Origin of the sequence: Hubeiibacter jixunmingi (genome assembly GCF_041928215.1) — a bacterium.
In the GTDB taxonomy this organism is placed as follows: domain Bacteria; phylum Pseudomonadota; class Gammaproteobacteria; order Pseudomonadales; family Moraxellaceae; genus Acinetobacter.
This window is the reverse complement of record NZ_JBHFHK010000004.1, coordinates 42,172-65,563: the sequence shown is the minus strand read 5'-3', so window position 1 is coordinate 65,563 and position 23,392 is coordinate 42,172. Positions and strand designations below refer to the sequence as shown.

15 protein-coding genes are annotated in these 23,392 nt (G+C 38.4%); 10 read left to right on the top strand and 5 right to left on the bottom strand.

Translation table 11 applies throughout. From position 1 onward, the window contains the following. Window positions 1-124: 124 nt before the first annotated feature. Window positions 125-517, bottom strand: coding sequence for a transporter substrate-binding domain-containing protein (locus ACEYX7_RS01270; RefSeq protein ID WP_374900118.1), 393 nt, complete (start codon window positions 515-517; stop codon window positions 125-127). A gap of 289 nt (window positions 518-806) precedes the next feature. Between ACEYX7_RS01270 and ACEYX7_RS01265 the strand changes: the two genes are divergently transcribed. The 5 genes from ACEYX7_RS01265 (at window position 807) to ACEYX7_RS01245 (ending at window position 8,554) form a co-directional block, all read left to right on the top strand. Further along, the gene (locus ACEYX7_RS01265; RefSeq protein WP_374805010.1) at window positions 807-1,190 is read left to right on the top strand and encodes an MCR_0457 family protein; all 384 of its coding nucleotides are present in this window, start codon (window positions 807-809) and stop codon (window positions 1,188-1,190) included. A 186-nt stretch (window positions 1,191-1,376) separates the two neighbouring features. Continuing rightward, window positions 1,377-2,537 (top strand): D-alanyl-D-alanine carboxypeptidase family protein, encoded by a 1,161-nt coding sequence (locus ACEYX7_RS01260; RefSeq protein ID WP_374805009.1) that lies wholly within the window; start codon window positions 1,377-1,379, stop codon window positions 2,535-2,537. A 99-nt stretch (window positions 2,538-2,636) separates the two neighbouring features. Beyond that, window positions 2,637-3,176 carry a gamma carbonic anhydrase family protein gene (locus ACEYX7_RS01255; RefSeq protein WP_374805008.1) on the top strand — a complete coding sequence of 180 codons (540 nt, stop codon included), beginning with the start codon at window positions 2,637-2,639 and terminating at the stop codon, window positions 3,174-3,176. A gap of 48 nt (window positions 3,177-3,224) precedes the next feature. Further along, complete coding sequence (locus tag ACEYX7_RS01250) at window positions 3,225-6,116, top strand: EAL domain-containing protein (RefSeq protein ID WP_374900117.1); 2,892 nt, start codon at window positions 3,225-3,227, stop codon at window positions 6,114-6,116. Window positions 6,117-6,280: 164 nt separating this feature from the next. Next, a complete protein-coding gene (locus ACEYX7_RS01245) occupies window positions 6,281-8,554 on the top strand; it encodes an NADP-dependent malic enzyme (RefSeq protein WP_374805006.1) in 2,274 nt (757 codons plus the stop codon). A gap of 284 nt (window positions 8,555-8,838) precedes the next feature. On the opposite strand, the gene ACEYX7_RS01240 is transcribed toward ACEYX7_RS01245, so the two are convergent. Beyond that, complete coding sequence (locus tag ACEYX7_RS01240) at window positions 8,839-10,554, bottom strand: AAA family ATPase (RefSeq protein WP_374900116.1); 1,716 nt, start codon at window positions 10,552-10,554, stop codon at window positions 8,839-8,841. A gap of 279 nt (window positions 10,555-10,833) precedes the next feature. Between ACEYX7_RS01240 and exaC the strand changes: the two genes are divergently transcribed. The 4 genes from exaC to ACEYX7_RS01220 all read left to right on the top strand — a co-directional run bounded on the left by exaC (window position 10,834) and on the right by ACEYX7_RS01220 (window position 16,823). Then, a complete protein-coding gene (exaC, locus tag ACEYX7_RS01235; RefSeq protein ID WP_374900115.1) occupies window positions 10,834-12,345 on the top strand; it encodes an acetaldehyde dehydrogenase ExaC in 1,512 nt (503 codons plus the stop codon). 210 nt (window positions 12,346-12,555) lie between these two features. Continuing rightward, window positions 12,556-13,704, top strand: a complete 1,149-nt coding sequence (locus tag ACEYX7_RS01230) for an iron-containing alcohol dehydrogenase (RefSeq protein ID WP_374900114.1) — start codon at window positions 12,556-12,558, stop codon at window positions 13,702-13,704. Window positions 13,705-14,313: 609 nt separating this feature from the next. Then, window positions 14,314-16,407, top strand: a complete 2,094-nt coding sequence (locus tag ACEYX7_RS01225; protein ID WP_374805405.1) for a carbon starvation CstA family protein — start codon at window positions 14,314-14,316, stop codon at window positions 16,405-16,407. Window positions 16,408-16,517: 110 nt separating this feature from the next. After that, a complete protein-coding gene (locus tag ACEYX7_RS01220; RefSeq protein ID WP_374805406.1) occupies window positions 16,518-16,823 on the top strand; it encodes a YbdD/YjiX family protein in 306 nt (101 codons plus the stop codon). A gap of 102 nt (window positions 16,824-16,925) precedes the next feature. Here the strand turns inward: ACEYX7_RS01220 and ACEYX7_RS01215 are convergent, their stop codons facing one another. Further along, window positions 16,926-18,380: a glyceraldehyde-3-phosphate dehydrogenase gene (locus ACEYX7_RS01215; RefSeq protein WP_374806855.1), complete on the bottom strand. Its 1,455-nt coding sequence runs from the start codon at window positions 18,378-18,380 to the stop codon at window positions 16,926-16,928. A gap of 449 nt (window positions 18,381-18,829) precedes the next feature. On the opposite strand from ACEYX7_RS01215, the gene ACEYX7_RS01210 reads away from it, so the two are divergent. Next, window positions 18,830-19,672 carry a substrate-binding periplasmic protein gene (locus tag ACEYX7_RS01210; protein ID WP_374900112.1) on the top strand — a complete coding sequence of 281 codons (843 nt, stop codon included), beginning with the start codon at window positions 18,830-18,832 and terminating at the stop codon, window positions 19,670-19,672. 72 nt (window positions 19,673-19,744) lie between these two features. Here ACEYX7_RS01210 and dsbD read toward each other — a convergent pair whose 3' ends face one another. Next, on the bottom strand, window positions 19,745-21,892 hold the full coding sequence (gene dsbD, locus ACEYX7_RS01205) for a protein-disulfide reductase DsbD (RefSeq protein WP_374802899.1): 2,148 nt from the start codon (window positions 21,890-21,892) through the stop codon (window positions 19,745-19,747). A 98-nt stretch (window positions 21,893-21,990) separates the two neighbouring features. Further along, a complete protein-coding gene (gene rhlB / locus ACEYX7_RS01200) occupies window positions 21,991-23,139 on the bottom strand; it encodes an ATP-dependent RNA helicase RhlB (RefSeq protein ID WP_374802901.1) in 1,149 nt (382 codons plus the stop codon). Window positions 23,140-23,392 lie beyond the last annotated feature (253 nt).

Below are 23,392 nucleotides of genomic sequence, written 5' to 3'. Positions count from 1 at the left end.
AATTGAGAATTTCTTCTGCAAGCTCAAAGATTTTAAAAAGATTGCGATGCGTGCTGAGAAAACCGATGAATCTTTTGCTGCTAATATCTATCTGGCTGCAACAATAATCAATTTGCGTTAATTATCAACACGCCCTCGTTGATGGGCTAAAAAAGTATGGTTTAGATAAAGCATACTTTTTTGACCGCTCAGTAGTAAAGGCAATTCCTGCGATTGCGACGTCTGCTTTACCTGTTTCTACTCGGTCAAAAACACCCGTCCAATTTCCATCGTTAAATTCTACCCTATAACCCATCTTTTCACCTATGGCATTCATGGTATCAATATCTATACCCTGTAAGTTGCCACGATTATCCTTAAAACCGAAAGGTGCAAATTCGCTATTTGTCGCTACTTTCAAGACAGGTGCATTACTTGGTAATTTGCTGACAAACGTATCTGCCTGCGTCGCACTATTTGCAGCTGGTGTAGATGACTGTTGTGTTTGTTGTTGATTCTTATCAGTGCAACCTAGCAATGATAAAAAAGCCAATGAAACTAAAATTTTTGAATTGTACTTTGCAAACATTGTATTTATCCCTACAATAAATTGGTGGACGGACATTAACATAAAATTACAAGACATAGCAAATATTGACACTTTGTTATGATTTTATAAAATAATTTATTTCTAATAATTTTCAAAAACTTAACTTGGGATAATCAAAAATATAAATCATCACAATTTTATACCCTTATATAAATATGTTCATTTCAATGCTATATTACGCCAAACTTTGCTAACTTTAGTTGAATAGGAATTTCTAATGCGTTTCTCTCTAAAATCAATACTCTTCGCTACAACACTCGGTCTATGCACTTTCGCCAATGCGAATGTGCCAGCGACAAATGTAGATCTATCTGAAGAGCAACAATCTTCAATGCAAGAAGTTGCGGCAGTACAAGTTATGGGAGAGACTTGCCCTATGATCATTGGTAAAAATGATAATTTTACAGCGGGTTACCAAGCACTGCTTAAAGAATTCTTGCCGACTTTTGCTGATACGCAACAAGCTCTACAAGCACTTAATGAAGATCCAATGTACAAAGCAGCCTTGACAGAAGCACGTAGTGATATGGCAAAAGCAACACAAGAATATAACCGTGGCGTTTGTTTAGGTGTAATCGAATGGCATAATATGAATAAATAATAATCATTTTATGTTATAAAATCATCCTATCAAAATTGTATAGGGTGATTTTTTTCGGCGGTATAAAAGCTTTAAAAGCGTCATTCTTTGTCTTTTTGTAGCATTTACTGAAGCTGGTTTGAATTTTGTCTACAATATCTTTAAAATTCGCTCTTTCAACACTTGCTTCACTTTCAGGATATATTCATGTTTCGTCGTTTTTCGATTGCGGCTGTGATGGTCATTGCCATTAGCCCTTGGTCTGGTATCTACGCAGCTACAGTGATTACCTCTCCACCAGAATTAAAAAATGAAGCGTATGTTGTCATTGATTATGATTCAGGTCAAATTTTAGCCTCAAAAAATGAGAATGAAAAGCTGCCGCCTGCATCAATGACCAAGATGATGACCAGCTACATTATCGAACAACAACTTCTTACAGGAAAATTGACCGAAACTGAAAATGTTCGTATGAACGAAACAGCGTGGTGTCGAGGTAGAAATACTGAGTCATGTATGTATGTTCCTTTGCACGGCACTGCAACCGTACTTGAAATGTTACGCGGTATTATTATCCAGTCAGGTAACGATGCATCTCAAGCTATGGCAGAACATATTGCTGGTAGCGAGGGTACTTTTGCACATATGATGAATCAGGAAGCAAAACGTATTGGATTAAATAATACCAACTTTGTGAATTCTACGGGTATGCCAGCAGATGGGCACTACTCTACTGCTTATGACATGGCATTACTCTCACAACATATTATCCGTGACAGTTCAAAATATTATCCCTTATACTCAGAAAAAGAATTTACATTCAATGGTATCCGTCAAGCCAATCGAAATACACTACTATTCACAGACCCATCAGTGGATGGTTTAAAAACTGGGCATACCAGTGAAGCTGGTTACTGTTTAGCGGCATCAAGTAAACGTGGTCCTATGCGTTTAATTACGGTGATTTTCGGTGCTGCCAATGAAACCGAACGTGCAACGCAAGCTCGTCAATTGCTCAATTGGGGTTTTGATAACTTTGAAACAGTAGCCGTGCGTGCAGCCAACGAGACCATTTTACAAGCACCCGTGCTATTTGGTAATGAAAACAAAGCAGACATCGGACTGAATGAGGCATTCTCAATCATCACACCTCGTGGCGAAAGTGCAAAAATTGACACGCAAATTGAGATGCAACATAATCTTCAAGCACCTTTACAGCAAGGTCAAGTCGTCGGCAAAATTATTGCAATCAAAGATGGTAAACCAATTGGCGAAAAGCCTCTGATTGTTTTAAAAGCCGTTGAAGAAGGCAGTATTTTTTCAAAAATTATTGACCATATTAAACAGTTTTTGAGTAAATTTTTCTAAAAATACTCAAATTATATGAAAAAAGCCACCTTTCTGTAGTGGATAGGTGATTTTTTAGTTTATAATATTTGAACATTTGAATTTTAGTCTGTTTTCATCATGTCCAAAAATATACGTAGCTATTTGGAAATCTACCCAAATATTGACACATCTTGCTATATTGATGATATGGCTGTTGTGATTGGCGATACAACCTTAGCTGAAAATGTCTCTGTATGGCCGTTTGCTGTAATTCGTGCAGATGTTAATCATGTACATATCGGTAAAAACAGTAATATTCAAGACCACGCTATGCTACATGTCAGTCATAAAAGCGAAGCAAAACCAACGGGTTCGCCACTTCACATTGGCGAAGATGTAACGATTGGACATCATGTTACTTTACATGGCTGTACTATTGGCAACCGTGTTTTGGTCGGTATTAATAGCATTGTTTTAGATGACGTGGTGATTGAAGATGATGTGATGATTGGTGCAGGCAGTTTAGTACCGCCAAAAAAAGTATTGGAGAGCGGTTATTTATACATGGGTAGTCCAGTGCAAAAAGTGAGACCCTTGACTGAAAAAGAGCTTAACTTTTTAAAATATTCTGCGGCACACTATGTCAAAGTAAAAGATAATTACTTATCACAACAATAACAATCGAAATTTTGATAAGTCAATGCATCTTGAGAGGTCGAGTAAAATATGCAACAAGCCAATAATCAGCAGTCTGTAGAACAACGAGAAATCAAACTGTGGCAGACAACTGATGCGGTCAAATACTTTCGTAGCCTGTTATTTATTTTTCTTTATTTTGTCAGTATCACGCTTGCTTTTTACTTTTCTAGCCCAAATTATTTTGCATCAGGAATGGTACTTTGGGGTATCTTTTCTGCGATCTTTATTCTACTAGGTTTGGTGATTAACTATATCATCATCGCAGAGTCTGGTTTATCCACAAAAGCCCGATCTAGTTTTATGTATGCGACCTCATTACTAGCAGGTATTATGGTCGCAGTAGGCATGAATGGCTTAGATATGTCCATGATCGCCAATAATCCAAGCCTACATATTTTGGTATTGACCTGTGCATTTATGCTTTATGCATCTACACAGTTTGCTGCATTATTTTACTTGACGCAACGTTATAGCTATTTTCTATTATTTATCGTTCCGACTTTTATCCCTGCATTACAGCTTTATTTTTTAGATATTAGTCTGCTACAAAAGCTATTTTGTTTTTTATTTATAAGCACTTACTTTGTCACTGTGATTTACATTGGTTATCTTATGTCACGTGAAAGATTAACGGGCTTTAATAAAGAAATAGCAAGCAAAAGATTTTTCTTAAAACAAGTCAATATTGAAGCGGAGAATAGTCAGCTTAAAGAGGAATTAGAAAAGTTACGTCAAGAATATCACACCACGACGACAGCATTATTGCATCAACAACAGCAATTTGACGTATTGCAAAATAATTTTACATACACCAGCCAAGTCCTGAGCTATGAAAATCACATTCAACGTGAAAGTCTAAGTATCATTCAACGAACACATCATATGTTATCTTGGCATTGGGACCTTAAAAGTCAAAACATCACCACATCAGCACTGCAACATCTGTTTGGCGAGGCTTACGCACAGGATAAAACACTGGATGATGTCTATTTATCTATCCATCCGGAAGATAAAATCATGATTCAGAATGCCTTGATAGATCATATCCGAGGCAATACAGCACAATACGATGTCACTTACCGATTTAAAAAAGATAAACAAGATTATATGTGGATCAGAGACACAGGGCGTGTAACACGGCGTGATGCTGACACACATCGTGCTGTGGAGATGGTCGGCGTATCTTATGATGTGACTCGTGAGTATCAGCGTAATGAATGGTTTAAATTATCAAAAAAATTGTTCGATCATGCCGCACAAGGTTTTTTTGCGTTAAACAAGTCATTATGCTTTGTAAACATCAATCCTTATTTTTTAAACTTGTTACAACTTAAAGAAGAACAAGTGATTCATCAGCATTTATTTAAAATTATTCGTAATAATGGTGTTGATGCAAGTCAATTTTCTTCGGATATACTTAATCACTTATCCAATGATAGCTTTTTTGAAGGTGAATTTGTTTATCCTACAGCCAATAAAGAGCAACTGACTGTTTGGACACACATCAGTGCTATTTATGATGAAAAAGGTGAAATTAGCCATTATGTCGGTATATTAAATGATTTAACCAATTACAAGTCATCTGAACAACAACTCACTTATTTACAAAGCTATGACACGGTCACTGACTTGCCAAATCGCACTTATTTCAATGAACAGATTCAGTCAGAGATTGAAAGTCATTCTAAGCACAATAAACAATTTGCTTTGGTACGTATCAATCTTGACCGCTTTAGACATTATAATGAACTATTATCACAACAAGGTGCTGATGAATTACTACATCAAGTTGCTGGACGATTAAGACAGCTTACCGAAGAGGAAAATTTACTTTCACGCTTAAATGCTGATGATTTCGTGATGCTGATGGATTCTCAAGGTGATAAAGCACAGCTGGTTGATCAGTGCAAAGCAGTGATGAAAGCAGTAAAAAAACCTTTCAAAATCAATGGCCATGGATTTAATTTAACGCTTTCAATTGGCATTTCTATTTTTCCAGAGCATGGACGACACGCTGACCTGTTAAATTATCATGCTGAACTGGCGTTAATGGATGCCAAGCGTATTGGTGGTAGCTCTATTCGGATTTATCAAGATGAAAAAAGTTTATCGACTACTGATCGTACTATTTTAGAAAATGATTTACGCCGTGCGGTTGAGAACCGTGAGCTGAGCGTCTTCTTCCAGCCAAAATTAAACTTACAATCGCGTGACATCGATAGCTTTGAGGCACTCATTCGTTGGAAACATCCAAAATTAGGATTGATTCCACCTAGCCAATTTATTCCTATTGCTGAAGAATCCAGTTTGATTTCGGATATAGGTACATTGGTTATGGACGCGACTTGCAGACAGATCAGACGCTGGTCGCTTGCAGGTTATCATCATGTTTCCGTTTCGGTCAATATCGTTGCTCAGCAGTTACAGCGAGGTAATTTAATCAATGAAATCGACTATTTACTCAAAAAGTATAATATAGAGCCGAAACAGTTAGAGTTAGAAATTACTGAAACATCATTGATGGATGATACTCAAGATGTCAAACTGATTATGCTTGAGTTGCAACAACGTGGCTTAAGAATTGCTGTGGATGATTTTGGTACAGGTTACTCTTCTCTTTCTTATTTGGCACAATATCCATTCGATATCATCAAGATCGACCGTAGTTTTATTTCAAAAATCGGCACACATCAACAAGATGCGATTATCAAAGCTATTATTGCGATGGCTAAAGCCATGAAAAAACAGGTCGTGGCTGAAGGCGTAGAATCAAAAGAACAATTTCTGTTCTTAGAAAATGAAGGCTGTGATTATTTACAGGGATATTTTATTGGCAAAGCCGTCGAAGTAGATGAAGCCACCACACTTTTGGGTAGCAGTGAGTCTTTGATTAAAAAATATTCTAATATTTCACACTAATATGTTTTCTCAAGTGACTGGTGAGTATAGCAATTGCTGTACTCGCCTTTTTTGTGCTATGGTAGTTCTGGTATTGACAAATTTAACATATTCATATATTTAATCATTGATATGCTTAAATTTGATACTTTTAATTGTGATTTTAAATCTAAGAGTGTACAGCGATGACCGACCTAACCTTGAATGAACAAGCCTTAAATTACCATGAATTTCCACGCCCTGGTAAAATCAGTGTGACGCCAAGCAAGCAACTTGCCAACCAACGTGACCTTGCTTTAGCCTATTCTCCTGGTGTAGCTGCACCATGTCTTGAGATCGCACGCGACCCAAGTCTTGCAGCAAAATATACCGCACGTGGTAATCTGGTTGCAGTGATTAGTAATGGTACTGCCGTACTTGGTCTAGGTAATATTGGTCCACTGGCATCGAAGCCTGTTATGGAAGGTAAAGGCGTATTATTTAAAAAGTTCGCTGGCATTGATGTTTTTGACATCGAAATTTCTGAAAATGATCCTGATAAAATCGTAGATCTTGTTGCAGCGCTAGAACCTACATTTGGTGGTGTAAACTTAGAAGATATCAAAGCACCAGAATGTTTCTATATCGAGCGTAAATTGCGTGAACGCATGGGTATTCCTGTATTCCATGATGACCAACATGGTACTGCAATTATTTCTGCAGCAGCTTTGATCAATGCGTTACATCTGGTCAATAAAAAAATTGAAGACATCAAAATTGTGGTTTCTGGTGCTGGTGCAGCCGCTATTTCTTGCTTAGATTTGTTCTGTGCATTGGGTGCAAAAAAAGAAAATATTATCGTTGCTGACTCTCGTGGTTTGATCACAACATCACGTGATTCTGGCTTGGATGACTCTAAAAAACGCTATATGCAAGATATTCCACAAACACGTATTGCGGAAGTCATTGCAGGAGCAGATATGTTCCTTGGTCTGTCTGGTCCAAACTTGCTTAGCCAAGATATGGTTAAACAGATGGCAAAAGATCCAATTATTTTTGCCTTAGCAAACCCAGATCCTGAGATTCTACCTGAATTGGCACATGCTGTACGTTCTGATGTAATCATGGCTACAGGTCGTTCAGATTATCCAAACCAAGTCAATAATGCATTATGTTTCCCATACATTTTCCGTGGTGCATTAGATGTTGGTGCAACGACGATCAATGAAGAAATGAAAGTCGCTTGTGTACATGCGATTGCACGTATGGCACACGTTGAAGCAGATGCCGCTGCTTATGGTGAAAAATCAGCGACTTTTGGTCGTGAATTCTTGATTCCACGTCCACTTGATCCACGTTTAATTTTAGAAATTGCACCTGCTGTAGCACAAGCTGCGATGGACTCTGGCGTAGCATCACGTCCGATTGCAGATTTTGATGCATATCGTCAGCAACTTTCTGAGTTTGTATACAACTCTGCATTTATTATGCGTCCTATCTTCTTGCAAGCCAAAGCTGCACCAAAACGTATTGCCTATGCTGAAGGCGAAGACGTACGTGTTTTACGTGCTGCCCAAGTGGTTGTTGATGAAGGCATTGCCTTCCCAGTGTTGGTTGGTCGTACCAAAGTCATTCAAGAAAATATCCAAAAACTTGGCTTGCGTCTTGAGCACGGTGTTAATATTGAGATTGTTGATCAAGAGCATAATGAGCATTACGAAAAGTTTGCCCACGATTACTATCTTGCAATGCAACGCAAAGGCGTAACACCTGAATATGCACGCCGTGAAGCACGTCGCCGCTCTACTTTGATCGCTGCAATGTTGGTAAAATTTGGCTTAGCTGATGGGATGTTGTGTGGTACTTACTCAAGCTATAACGTCCATTTGGAATTTGTACGCAACGTTATTGGTTTGCAAGAAGGTCGCAAAAACTTCTTTACACTCAATGCATTGATGCTTGAAGATCGTAACTTATTTATTGCAGACACTTATGTCAACACCAACCCTACAGCTGAACAGTTGGCTGAAATGACGATTTTGGCTGCAAAAGAAGTACAGCAATTTGGCTTAACACCACGTATCGCATTGCTTTCACACTCTAGTTTTGGTAGTAACCAAAATGACCCAAGTGCACAAAAAATGCGTGAAGTGTATCGTATCTTGAGCGAAATTGCACCACACTTAGAAGTTGAAGGTGAAATGCACGGCGATGCAGCGTTGGACGAAAATATTCGCCACTTTGCTTTCCCGAACTCTCGTTATAAAGGTTCGGCGAATTTGTTAATTATGCCAAACCTTGATGCGGCAAACATTTCATTTAACTTATTGAAATCAACATCTGGTAATAACGTTACGATTGGTCCAATCTTGCTAGGTGCAGCAAAACCTGTACATATTTTGACGCCAACAGCAACTACACGTCGTGTGGTAAATATGACCGCTCTAACTGTTGCTGAAATTCAACAAGTCAAAGCATAATTATTCAGTATTTAATCTTCTATTTTAAACAATACCAATGCTCTAGGGCATTGGTATTTTTATATTGGCTTTTGCTATTTTATCTAACGTGAGTTCGGTTTAAAAAGGTATGTTTTTGTTGCAATTATATGATTTTAAAGAAGTAGGGTGCGTCTTACGCACCTTTCAGAAAACTGCGTTAAAATGGTGCGTGTGACGCACCCTACATTCGAATTTAAAAATTTACATAAAATCAAACAATTGCATTTTGCATTATCCCGAACTCACGTTATCTAGCAACCATATTACACTACAAACAACAATGCTAAGCGTATTTTTTCATAACTCAAACTTGTCATTTCTACCAATGGACGGAGTTTGACTGTACCATCATCATTGAGATCTTGTTCATCGCCACGTTTTTGCAACTTTTTGTAGGCTTTACGCACACGTTCAATATCCTCATCCTCAGGCTGTACTCGAGAAATATCCAAAGCTTGTTCACGCATCAATTTACCCAAATGCGTAATAATGGTTGAACGCGTCAGACCTCGTTCCACCGCAATATCCTCAATATCATAATCTGCCAAAAATAATGCTTTGGTTTCTTCTAAAGTATTATGCATACTGGATTGTTGCGATTTGTCTTCCAGTTTTTTACTTTGACGTTGAATTTCTTTGCTGTCAGTAATTCCGCCACAATGCTTAATATAAGCTTGATGCAATTTTTCTAATTGTTCAGGCGACAAAGCAGAAATGAGATTTTCCGCATCTTGTGATAATTCTTGAAAACGCTTATCCGCTTTCACTGCCAAGCTATCTAATTGCAAAGCATGGTCTTGAAAGCCTAACAATTTTAAACCTGTTAAACATTTTAAGCGTGACAATGCCACATAGCCTTGCCCTTTTTCAAAAGTCTGGCTTAAGTCAATTTCGGCAGATTGCAAAGTCATGCCTTGGCTTTTGTGAATAGTAATCGCCCATGCCAACCGCAATGGAATCTGGGTAAAACTAGCTAAAGTCTTGCCTTCATCATCATCAATCGACCACGTTTCAGGTTCGACTACCAATTGATTGCCATCATTAAATTCAACTTTGGGTAAAACTCCCAACTCATTATCATCAATAAAACCAATCACTTCAGCCACACTGCCATTGACGTAACCCATATCAAAGTTGTTTTTAACAAACATCACTTTGGCATGTTTTTTTAGGGTTAAAATTTCGGGTGCACGCACCGCAGACTTGAGCGTTTCTAATAATTTTTCATTGCCTTCAAGCTTTGCAGAAAATTGATAACTTTTGCCGTCGATATTGGCAAGCTGGTCTTGATTGAGACTATCCACATCAGCATTATGGGTAAATAATCGTGTTACAACGCCATCTTGTTGATGGTGAAAGGTATTTTTAAGCTGTGCAATATGTTCAGGCTGAATATTTTGGGCACGAATGGCATTTAGAATTTGGTCTAAATGATTATCTTCTTGGCGATGCTGTTCAGTGAGGTAACAGATTTTAAATTGTGCCTCGAGCCAAGCTTCCGACATAAAAGCAAATTTTTCACGATTGGGCTCACCATTTTTACTGACTGGTGGGAGCTGAAAAAAGTCACCCGAAACAATAATTTGCATACCGCCAAATGTTTCATGATTATTTTTAAAAAATTTTAAAATCTGATTAACCAAATTAAATTGTTTGGCGTGCAACATGGAAATTTCATCGATAATCAATACCTTAGCTTTTTCTATATGCTCACGTAAATATTTACGCTCACGCATGGTCTTTAGCTCACTATCCGTCAAATGCTCTTTAATGCCCATCCCTGACCAAGTATGAATCGTCATGCCGTTCATATGTGTGGCAGCAATACCTGTCGATGCAGTGACAGCGACTGGGATTTTTCGAGCTTTAAGATATTGGATATATTGATTTAAAGTATAGGTTTTACCTGCCCCTGCTGACCCTGTCAAAAACACATTGTGTCCTGCTTTTAAAATATCTAAGGCGGTGCTTTGTTTCATAAGCTAATCTAAAATATAGTCAATCATTGGTTGAGTGGTGCAGTATAGCATGGGCAATCTATCGGAGAAAATTTTTTAATTGTTTTATGGCATTCTTGTAACAATTATATTTCGACATGTGTATTTAAAAAATTATTTTATATATATCAATTACTTATATGCTTACGTCAAAGATATATGGATTTGCAATTTGCCTATTTTTGAGTTAGATTAACCTATGCATATTTTTTATGCAATCAATCACATTGAGTGATAGGTCAATGTTCAAGGAGATAGAAAATGCGTTATGCAAACCCAAATACTAATGGCTCAAAAGTTCAGTTTAAGCCAAAATACGATAATTTTATTGGTGGCGAATGGGTCGCCCCTGCCAAAGGTGAATACTTCGATAATATTTCTCCTGTAGATGGTCAAGTTTTTACCAAAGTCGCACGTTCTACAGTGGAAGATTTGGAATTGGCTTTGGACGATGCACACGCTGCCAAGGAGCAGTGGGGTAAAACTAGCCCTGCTACACGAGCAAAAATTTTAAACCAAATCGCCGATCGTTTAGAACAAAATTTAGAAATGCTGGCTATCGCTGAAACTTGGGAAAATGGTAAGCCAGTGCGTGAAACCTTAGCGGCAGACATTCCCTTGGCGATTGATCATTTCCGTTATTTTGCTGGCTGTATCCGTAGCCAAGAAGGCGGTATTTCTGAGATTGATCATGATACTGTGGCGTATCATTTCCATGAGCCTTTGGGCGTTGTAGGACAAATCATTCCATGGAATTTCCCAATTTTGATGGCAGCATGGAAACTCGCCCCTGCATTGGCAGCAGGTAACTGTATTGTGCTTAAACCAGCCGAGCAAACACCAAGTACCATCATGTTGGTTATGGAGCTGATTGCTGACATCTTGCCAAAAGGTGTAGTGAACGTAATTAATGGCTATGGCGAAGAAGTTGGTCGTCCACTAGCGACCAGCCCACGTATTGCCAAGATTGCATTTACGGGTTCAACACAGGTTGGGCAGATGATTATGCAATATGCCACAGAAAATATTATTCCTGTTACATTAGAATTAGGCGGTAAATCACCGAATATTTTCTTTGCAGACGTAATGGATGCAGAAGATGATTATTTAGAAAAAGCCCTTGAAGGTTTTGCTATGTTTGCTCTCAATCAAGGTGAAGTATGTACTTGCCCATCACGTGCCTTAGTGCATGAGAGTATTGCCGAAAAATTCCTTGCCAAAGCGGTCGAACGTGTCAAACGCATCAAAACTGGTCATCCACTAGATACCGATACCATGATTGGTGCTCAAGCATCACAAGAACAGCAAGATAAAATCTTAGGATGTATCAAAAACGGTCAAAATGAAGGTGCAAAAGTCTTGACTGGTGGTACTGCCCGTCAGGAAATCGATGGGGGATTTTATATAGAACCAACCATTTTCCAAGGTAATAACCAAATGAGCATTTTCCAAGAAGAAATTTTTGGGCCTGTACTTGCGGTGACGACCTTTAAAGATTTTGATGATGCGATTCGTATTGCCAATGAAACTATGTATGGCTTAGGTGCAGGTGTATGGTCGCGTAACGGCAACATTGCCTATCGTGCAGGTCGTGCTATCCAATCTGGTCGTGTTTGGACCAATTGTTATCATATCTACCCTGCCCATGCAGCATTTGGAGGCTATAAAAAATCAGGTATTGGGCGTGAAAATCATAAAATGATGCTTGATCATTATCAACATACCAAAAACTTATTGGTCAGTTATTCTGAAAAACCAATGGGCTTCTTTTAAACCACTTTGATAATGATTCAAATAATTATTGTCATATCAAACTTGCATTGCCTTTTACTACCAAGCTAGTACACTATGATTAGCAGTAGCTGCATCATAAACGGCACTGCAAGTAGCAATCTTATTTTTTAACGGTGAAGCGTGCAAATATCTGTACGCATTCGCCAATTTTAACCGACTCGTTGTCAGAACGATTTGAGAAGAACAAAAATGGCAGTATCACAATTCTTTATGCCTTCTAGCAATTTATTAGGTTCAGGTGCATTAGATGATGGTATCGCACAAATTGAATGTCTTGGCTTTAAAAAAGCATTAATTGTCACCGATTCTGCATTGGCAGAATTGGGGGTAGCCAAGTTAGTGGTGGATAAACTGGCTATAAAAAATATTCAGGTAGTGGTTTTTGATGGTGCAATACCAAACCCAACTGTCACCAATGTAAATGATGGTCTTGTTGCCCTTAAAGATGCTGGTGCTGATTTTATTATTTCACTGGGCGGTGGCTCATCACACGACTGTGCCAAAGGAATCGCCTTGGTCGCTACTAATGGCGGTAAGATTGAGGATCATGAAGGCTTAGATAAGTCTGACAAACCACAGATGACATTGGTTGCAATCAATACCACAGCAGGTACTGCATCAGAAATGACACGTTTCACCATCATCACCGATGAAACACGTCACGTCAAAATGGCAATCGTTGATAAGCACGTTACACCAACTTTATCAATCAACGATTCGGATCTTATGGAAGGTATGCCTGCATCTCTCACTGCAGCAACAGGTATGGATGCACTCACCCATGCTGTGGAAGCTTATGTTTCAACGATCGCTACACCTCTGACCGATGCGTGTGCCGTCAAAGCGATTGAGTTGATTGCAGCACATTTACCGACAGCGGTACGTGAGCCAAAAAACAAAGAAGCTCGCGAAAAAATGGCTTATGCACAATTCTTAGCAGGTATGGCGTTTAATAATGCGTCTTTAGGTTATGTACATGCCATGGCACACCAACTTGGCGGTTTCTATAACCTACCGCACGGCGTATGTAATGCACTCTTGTTACCACACGTAGAAGCTTTCAATATGAAAGTGGCATCGGCACGATTAAATCAAGTCGGTAAAATTTTGAATGAAAATAATGCTGATTTGGCAAATTTAGAAGTGATTGATGCAATCAAGAGATTGGCAGATATTGTTGGTATTCCAAAATCACTTGAAGAATTGGGCGTAAAACGTGAGGACTTTAAAGTACTTGCAGAAAATGCACTAAAAGACGTATGTGGTTTGACTAATCCAGTGCAAGCAAACTTGGATGAGATTATCGGTATTTTTGAAGCAGCGTATAGCTCTCGTTAATTTACTTCAAATCTAATTATAAAAAGTCACTTGTAAGCAACTTATAAGTGACTTTTTTTTATTAGACTTCCTGTGAACGGTTTTCTTTTTCAACAGTAATTTACGTGAGTTCGGTTTTAAAAGGTATGTTTTTGTTGTAATTATATGATTTTAAAGAAGTAGGGTTGAGAAACATCGTTTCGCAAGACGCACCTGAGAAGCGATTAAAGCTTCGCAAGATGCTGTTTTTTGAAAGATGCGTGAGACGCACCCTACATTCGAATTAAAAATTTCACATAAAATCAAATACTTAAATTCAAACTTATCCCGAACTCACGTTAATTTAATTTTTATAAATGATATAAATCAAGCTTATGTTAAATATGATTATTTTTAATGCAATAGTTGGGTTGATATAAGATATAAATGAAATATTATAACATAACTTATTAATTAAAATAATTTTTAATATTGGTAAAAAGCGTATTGATTAATACCAAAGTATGAGTTAAAAATACAAATGATCTGATAAAGTGGCAAGGATAAATTTTAACGATCTCATGATGGATCAGTTATATTGTATCGCTTAGCAGTAACAAAACAATGTAGCTCTAGTAAAAGGACGTGTCTATGGAAGTCATACCTACACAAAATAGCATCAAAACCAAGATTATTTGGGGATTAATTGCAATCATTGGTGCCGTATCTTTTGCAATCTTAGCTTTAAGCCGTGGTGAACATGTCAATGCCATTTGGATGGTATTGGCGGCTGCCTGTGTTTATACGATTGCCTATCGTTTTTATAGTTTATTTATTGCCAAACGTGTATTAGAGCTTGATGATCGCCGTCTTACGCCAGCCCATCGTTTGAATGATGGCTTGGATTATGTACCGACTAACAAGGGCGTTTTGTTTGGACATCACTTTGCAGCAATTGCTGGTGCAGGCCCGCTGGTTGGCCCAATCTTGGCAGCGCAAATGGGTTATTTACCAGGTACGCTATGGCTATTAATTGGCGTAGTGTTGGCAGGTGCAGTGCAAGACTTTTTGGTATTGTTTATTTCTACACGACGTGACGGACGTTCACTCGGTGAAATGGCAAAACAAGAGCTAGGATCTTTCGCTGGTGTGGTAGTAATGCTTGGTGCATTGGCAGTGATGATTATCATCTTGGCAGTGTTGGCATTGGTGGTGATTAAAGCCTTGGCACACAGTCCTTGGGGTGTATTTAGTATCGCTGCAACCATTCCAATTGCCCTATTTATGGGTATTTATATGCGTTATTTACGCCCTGGTAAAATCGCTGAAGTATCCATCATTGGTTTTGTATTGATGATGTTGGCAATCGTGTTTGGTGGCAATGTCGCAGCCGATCCATATTGGGGTCCATTCTTTACTTTGACTGGTACACAATTAACTTGGGCGTTGATTATCTATGGTTTTGTGGCATCAGCTTTACCAGTTTGGTTATTGCTTGCACCACGAGATTATTTATCGACTTTCTTAAAAATTGGTGTGATTGTCGGCTTGGCAATCGGTATTGTTGTCGCAATGCCTGAACTCAAAATGCCTGCCATGACCAAGTTTGTCGATGGTACAGGTCCTGTATTCGCTGGGTCGTTATTTCCATTCTTATTTATTACCATTGCTTGTGGTGCGATCTCTGGTTTCCACGCGTTGGTATCCAGTGGTACGACACCAAAATTGGTGGACAAAGAGAGCGATATTCGCCTGATTGGTTATGGCGGTATGTTGATGGAATCTTTTGTGGCAATCATGGCGATGATTTGTGCTACTGTCTTAGATCCAGGGATTTATTTTGCCATCAACTCACCGCCTGCTGTACTCGGAACAAGCGTTGATACTGCCGCTGAAGCGGTGCGTAATTTGGGTTTTGTAGTCACACCAGAAATGCTCAGTACACTTGCCAAAGAAGTCGGCGAGGAAACCATATTATCACGTACTGGTGGTGCACCGACCTTTGCTATTGGTATGGCACATATTATCAGTGAAATTTTCAACAATCGCTCAATGATGGCATTTTGGTATCACTTTGCGATTCTATTTGAAGCTTTATTCATTTTGACTGCTGTGGATGCAGGCACGCGTGCTTGTCGTTTTATGGTACAAGATACTGTGGGTATCGTGATTCCAGCGCTTAAAAATTCGCACAATTTCTTGGGTAATATGTTTGGTACCACGGTTGCTGTGTCAGGTTGGGGTTATTTTGTTTACCAAGGGGTAAAAGATCCTTTGGGTGGCATCAACTCTCTATGGCCGTTATTTGGTATCGGTAACCAGATGCTTGCTTGTATGGCATTGATTTTGGCAACCACAGTATTGTTTAAAATGAAAAAACAACAATACGCTTGGATTACCATTTTACCGACCGCATTCTTGTTTGTGACTTGTATGACAGCAGGCTGGCAAAAGATTTTCCATAGCAATCCCAAAATCGGATTCTTGGCACAAGCTGATCGTTTCTCTGCTGCGATTGCCAAAGGTGAAATTTTAAAACCAGCAAAAAGCTTGGTTGAAATGCAACATGTGGTCTTATCTAATCAAATCAATGCAGCATTGTGTGCATTCTTTATGTTGGTTGCAGTGGTCATGTTATTGGCTTGTATTGGTGTAGTTCGCCGTGCCTTGGCATCGCCTGTACCAACAGTGAAAGAAGCTGAAATCGTTTATAGCGACAGCACTACCCCACTTGCAAAAAACTGATCATTGGCTTAAGATCAATTTCAAGCCCGAATGCATGAGTTATCATTTGGGCTTGAAAGGATTTTAACAATTTCAGCGGTAGATGATGAAAATATCATAGGAGTATGACAATGGATTTAAAATTTATGCGTGAAGGTAAATCAGTGATTTTTAAAATCATTAAATTTACTGTGCTATCACAAAAACACATTCTCTTTTCACCAAATAATTGGAAAAAAATTGCTGTAATTTGGCAACGTTTGCAACAAAGCTTCCGCCTTATGGTCGGTGTGCCTGATTATGAAACCTATTTAGAACATATGCGGACCCACCATCCAGACATGACACCAATGGATGAAAAAACTTTTCATCAACATTGTATCGATTCACGTTACCCAAGTGCAAATGGCAAAGTAAGACGGATGTGTTGTTGCTAAATTGGGTAAAACAATCCAAGCCCAAGGCAAAATACAAACTTTCATCCATACAAAAACAAGGCATACCGAAGTATGCCTTATTCATTTAGAGAATGAACTCAATTATTTTGCAGCGGGCACTTTTGGATAAACAACGCCACACATTTGCTCAACAATACGTAATACTTGGCAGCTATAACCAACTTCATTATCGTACCATACATAAGCAGTCAAACGATTGCCTGATGCGATTGTTGCTTGTGCATCGAAGATACCTGCAGTATGTGAACCAATAAAGTCACTTGATACCACTTCTGTAGAGTTAGTAAAACCGATTTGACCTTGCAATTCAGTTGTCAAAGAAACTTGACGAATATATTCATTCACTTCTTCAACATTGACTTCTTTGTCTAAAGTCAAATTTAAAATTGCCAAAGATACATTTGGTGTCGGCACACGTACAGAGTTACCAGTCAACTTACCTTTCAAATGCGGCAATGCTTTTGCAACGGCTTTTGCAGCACCAGTCTCAGTGATAACCATGTTCAATGTTGCAGCACGACCACGGCGATCAGCTTTGTGGTAGTTATCAATCAAGTTTTGATCGTTAGTAAATGAATGCACAGTTTCAACGTGACCGTTCAACACGGTATATTTTTCATCCAATACTTTCAACACAGGTGTGATTGCGTTCGTTGTACAGCTTGCTGCAGAGATGATTGCATCTGCATCTAAGATATCAGCATTGTTCACGCCATAAACCACGTTCTTCATTTCGCCTTTACTTGGTGCAGTCAAAACGACACGAGAAACGCCTTTGCATTGCAAGTGTTGGCTTAGGCCTTCCATATCACGCCATTTACCTGTGTTGTCGATCAATAACGCATTATCGATACCATATTGCGTATAATCCACTTCACTTGGGCTAGATGCATAAATGACTTTGATATATTTACCATTTGCAATGATTGCATCATTTTCTTCATCGATAGAAATTGTGCCATCAAAGTGACCATGGATCGAGTCACGACGTAACAATGATGCACGTTTTGCCAAGTCACCATCAGCAGTTTTACGTACAACAATCGCTTTTAGATTTAAACCACGACCGATACCAGATTTACCGATGATCAAACGTGCCAAGATACGACCAATACGACCGAAACCGTACAATACAACGTCACGTGCTGGGCGTTGTGTTGGGTTACCTTCAATCGAATTTACGGCTTGTTTAACAAAAGCATCTACATCAGTCACATTTTGTTCACGCATTTCAACAGCAAGTTTGCCTACGTCAACTTCTGCTGAACCGATGTTGTCCAATTTTGTCAATGCTTGCAAAATTGGGAATGTGTGTACTACAGACAATTCAACGTCCATCATACGAGTCAAGCGGTGTGCTTTAAGCAATTGAACCACTGATAGATGTACTAATGAATGGCCATAGACCGAAGTAATAATATTTTTTTCACGATACAAGCGACCGATGATTGAAATCATTTGTTCAGCGATTTCTTCACGGTTGCTCCAACGTGCTTGATGTTCTGCATATAATGCAACAATAGTGTCTTTATTCACGGTAAAATATCCTCTTAGCGGTGAAACATATTGAGTATAAATCAATTTTACAACGTGACCATTTTAATGGAAAATGCATTGATTTTAAAGCTTTATAGCTTTGATTTTTACGTTTTACTTACCTTCATACCAATAACTAACCATTATTTTGACATATAAGTTTAAAATAGCTTTAAATCTAATTATCTGTTTTTATTGTCAAATTTTAATACAATCGTAAGTCACGCTGTATTTACCTTTGTTTTCCAAAGACAAATGCCATTTGTGACATCAAAATTATCAATAATTCGACAAAGTAAAAAATATTTTCCAATATAAATCATCATATTAACCATAGCATAAATGATGTGAATGAGTGTGTCATACAAATTTCATTGTTAAAGTATAGTAATTTAGTTATAATTATTGTAACCCTATTTGTTACTGACGATTTGTTCATGAAGGTTATAATGTTAAAATCAATGACTTTACTTGCTGCATGTGTCATCACACTGACAGCTTGCTCCCCAAAAACTGAGACACAAAATGACGTAGCGGCAAGTTCGGCTGTGCCAGCTAACGATGCACATACAGATCAAAGAGCATCTTTCGTAAGCAAATTACCTGCCAATGCACCTGTCTATAAAGTGGCAACCACAGGAAAACAGCCGCCTTTCACTTATCTTGATGAATATGGCAACTTGATGGGTATGGATATTGATATCATCCGTGCCATTGGTGAAGAACAAGGTTTTAAAGTCGAGTTTGAAGTTTTGCCTTGGCCAATGGTTTTCCCAAGTGTGGTCGATGGTAAAAATGACTTGGCAGTATCAGGTATCTCTTATAATGATGAGCGCAATGAAAAATATAGCTTGTCTAAACAGTATCTTTTTGTGCCGTCAGCAATCATGGTCAAAGACTCGAATATTAAGTCATTGGCAGATTTGGCAGGTAAGCGATTTACCTGTATGACTGCAGCAAAACAGTGTAATGATATTAGCAAGGCTGTACCCACTGCTACAGTGAATGACGAGGCAACGACTTACTTGTCTTTTGCAGCACTGGCTCAGGGGCGTACTGACGCAATCGGTGAGGATATGCAACTTTTGCAATACTTTGCCAAAAAACATCCCGATCAAAAGGTACATATCATTCCTTATGAAACGGAAAAAGACTTGCCTGCTCAACAGATTATTATGGCAGCTAAGGGTCGTACGGAATTGATTAATAAAGTCAATGAAGGTATCGATAAATTAACCGCTTCAGGCAAAATCAAAGAAATTGAAAAGAAATGGTTAGATAATCCTTACTAATCTCGCTATATTTCAATAAAAAAACAAGCATTACTAATCCTAGTGCTTGTTTTTTTTATAGCTCGAACGAATTTATAAGTGATCTAAACGTTGTAATAAATCTTTGGCGGTAAATGTGCCTGTAAGACGCTTATCACGATATTCTTTTCCTTCCGCATCTAAAAATAACATGGTTGGAGGTCCTAAAATTTGCCAGTTTTTTAATACTTCATCTTGTGAAGGCTCATACTCACTCAAGTCAAGCTTGATACGCTCTACATTTGCCAATTGACTTTGTACATCATTGTTAGGTAATACCTGATGCTCAATCGGCTGACAAGACACACACCAATCCGCATAGACATCAATAATAATGGGGTGATTTTGCTGTTTAGCTTGTGTTTGTAGAGTTGCCAAGGTTTGGTTTAATTCGTCTTGAGTACGGACTTTTTGCCAAGATACACGTTCTTCTTCCGCCAACAATACATTATCTTGTGTCAAAGACCACGCTTGTTTAACATATAATACCGTTAAACTTAAAAGCACTGCACCCAAACTACAAAAAATAATTTTGGCATGATGCTTTTCAGCTTTAAAAAATAAATACCCTACATAAACTAATGCACTTAAGCTTACCAATGCTAATAAAGCTTGATAGAGTGCAAAATTTAACAACGGTCGAATAAAATACACCGCCATAGCCAACATCAAAAAGCCAAACAATACTTTTAAATGATTCATCCAATGTCCAGCTTTTGGAATAAAGCGTGTACCAAAAACACTCACCACAAAAACTGGAATACCAATGCCCAAGCCTAATGCAAATAAATGCAATGCACCAAGCCATTGATTTTGAAGTTGCGACACATAAAGTAACGCACCTGCCAAAGGTGCACTCATACAAGGACCAACAATAAGTGCGGATAATGCACCCATCACCATTGCACTACCTACTTTACCGCCTGTTTGACGATGGTTAATTTGATGCAAACGATTAAGCCATTTTTGTGGTAAAGTTAATTCAAAATAACCAAATAAATTCAAAGCAAAAACTACGAATAAACCAGCGAATAATGCCAATACCCATGCTTGTTGAAAAAAGCGTTGAAAGCTATAACCCAAACTTGCGACCAACATACCCATGATGGCATAAATCATTGCCATACTTAATACAAAACAACTGGCAATGAATACCGCTCGATAGCCTTTCTGTTGCCCAATCAATACACTAGATAAAATCGGAATCAATGGCAATGAACATGGTAAAAATGCTAACAGCACGCCAAAACCTAGAAATAAAAATAAATTTAACGTCGATTGATTTTGATTCAATAACTTCAAAAAGGTCTGATCATTATTCCAAGTGCTGTAATGCGTATCACTTGAATTTTGCGAGCCATCAATGACAGGTTCACTATTATTGGTTTTCTGATCGGTACCTTGATTTGAAAACTCCGCACCTACGCTATCGCTGGCAAGACCATTTACACTATTTTCTAGGGTGTTTTGCGCAAGGTTTTGCCCAGACTGAGTTAGTGCATCTTGTTGAGAAGCCACCGTATTACTAGCCTGATTTGTTTGGGGCTGCGACGCTGTGTTCGTCACTGTGCCTGAAGCACTGGCAAGTGACTTGGCTTTATTTTCATTGTTGAATAATTGCTGAGAATTTGGTGTAGCTGCCAAATCAATTGCCATCGTGTTGGCTTTATCTTGGAATGGATTCGCATTGTTTGCAGTACGAAATGCGGATAAACCACGTTGGTTATCGACGAGCAACAAGCCTGTTGCATCGGTTTGTAAGTGCTTACGCTGCGGTGGATAGCACAGACCACTACTGGCACAGCCTTGCCAAATCACTTGATAATTTTGATGTGGTTTGGTCGTAAATTTTGCAGTAACCTGATTATGATGCACATCAGTCAAACCAAAGGTAGGATCATTTTTAGGCTGACCTTTTGGTAGGCTCAAAGCAATTGCTTTACCATTTTCAAGCACTTGGAATTTGTTATGATACAAATAATAATCAGGTGCAATCTGCCAATTCAACTGTACTTGGTTTTGAGTCATAGATTGACTGTTTAACACAAAGGCTTGTTCAGCTGGCAAAAAATCATTTGCATAACTTTTTGGAACAAACAAAGAAACAAAAAGAATAAATGCAAGCATAATCAGATGATGAATATTTTGCTTTAGATCATCATTATAAAAATTAAGTTGTTTACTTGGATGAATATTTGACATACATTCACCTTTTATCAATATTGCACAGAGGCTTTTGGGAGAAAAATATGCCAAAAATCAATCTTCATTTTGGCATATCAAAAACATTGTCATTAAAATTAAAAATCATCTAGACGTGTTAGAACCAGCTTCTCGCCAAGCATCTTTTCGATATTTGGTAAGTTAAATGCATCATCTTCTGACACAAAGCTGATACTTACGCCTTTCTGTCCCGCACGCCCTGTACGTCCGATACGGTGTACATAATCATCGGCTTGTTCAGGTAAGGTAAAGTTAATGACGTGCGACACACCATCAACATGAATACCACGACCTGCGACATCAGTAGCAATCATGATAGGTAGCTTACCTGACTTAAACTGCTCTAGCATTTTGATACGTTTTTCTTGGCTGATTTCGCCTGACAGAATACCTACTTTGTGCTGAGATTGTTTTAATTTTTCAAATAGTTTCCGCACTTGATCACGACGATTGGCAAAGATCATGACTTTTTCAATCGGCTCTTTGGCGAGAATATCGGTCACTAGGCGATATTTGTCTTGGTTAGAAACCATATAAAAACGCTGTTCGACATCCTGATTAGTACTTTTTTCGGGTTCGATTTCAACAGTAACAGGTTGATATAACCATTGATGTGCAAGATTCAGCACGTCAATATTGAAAGTTGCAGAGAAAAATAATGTCTGACGACACTCTTTGCTTGGCGAAGCACGCACGATACGCTTTACTGCAGGGATAAAACCCATATCTAGCATACGATCAGCTTCATCGATCACCAAGAATTCTAGCTGATCCAGCCAAATTTCTTTTTGTTCAATAAAATCTAACAATCGCCCTGGCGTTGCCACCAAAATATCTACAAAATTATCTGCGAGCTGTTGTTTTTGTACATTAAAATCAACACCACCCAGCAAAGTCACGATATTTAATTGGGTAAATTCACAAAGCTTTTTGGCATCACTTTCGATTTGTAATGCCAATTCACGCGTTGGTGCCAAAATCAACGCACGTGTTTCACCACGATAACGCGTCTCGGTAATCGGCTTATTAAGCAAATCCTGAATGACTGTAATAAGAAAGGCAGCTGTTTTGCCTGTACCTGTTTGTGCACGACCAATCGCATCATGCCCAGCCAGAGTAAAATTTAAAATTTGGTCTTGGATTGGTGTCATCTGTTGATAGTTAAGCTTATCAATTGCACGTTGCAATTGCGGATGGAGGTTTAGTTGCTTAAAATCACGACTCATGATACTTAATTACCAATTCAACGATATAGGATATCAAGTATAACGGATAATTTTGATTTTGCACTGTATGTGATTGGTTATTTGTCGGAAATTTAGGAACGATAATCAGATTGACGTATGTATTTGCTCGAAATATTCTCATTTTTTCACGACTTATAGCTATAAACATATCTTACCTTGATGAAATAATGCACAAATTATAATCTATCAAAATATATACAATATTGACTAGTCAAAGCTTACTGACAATGCT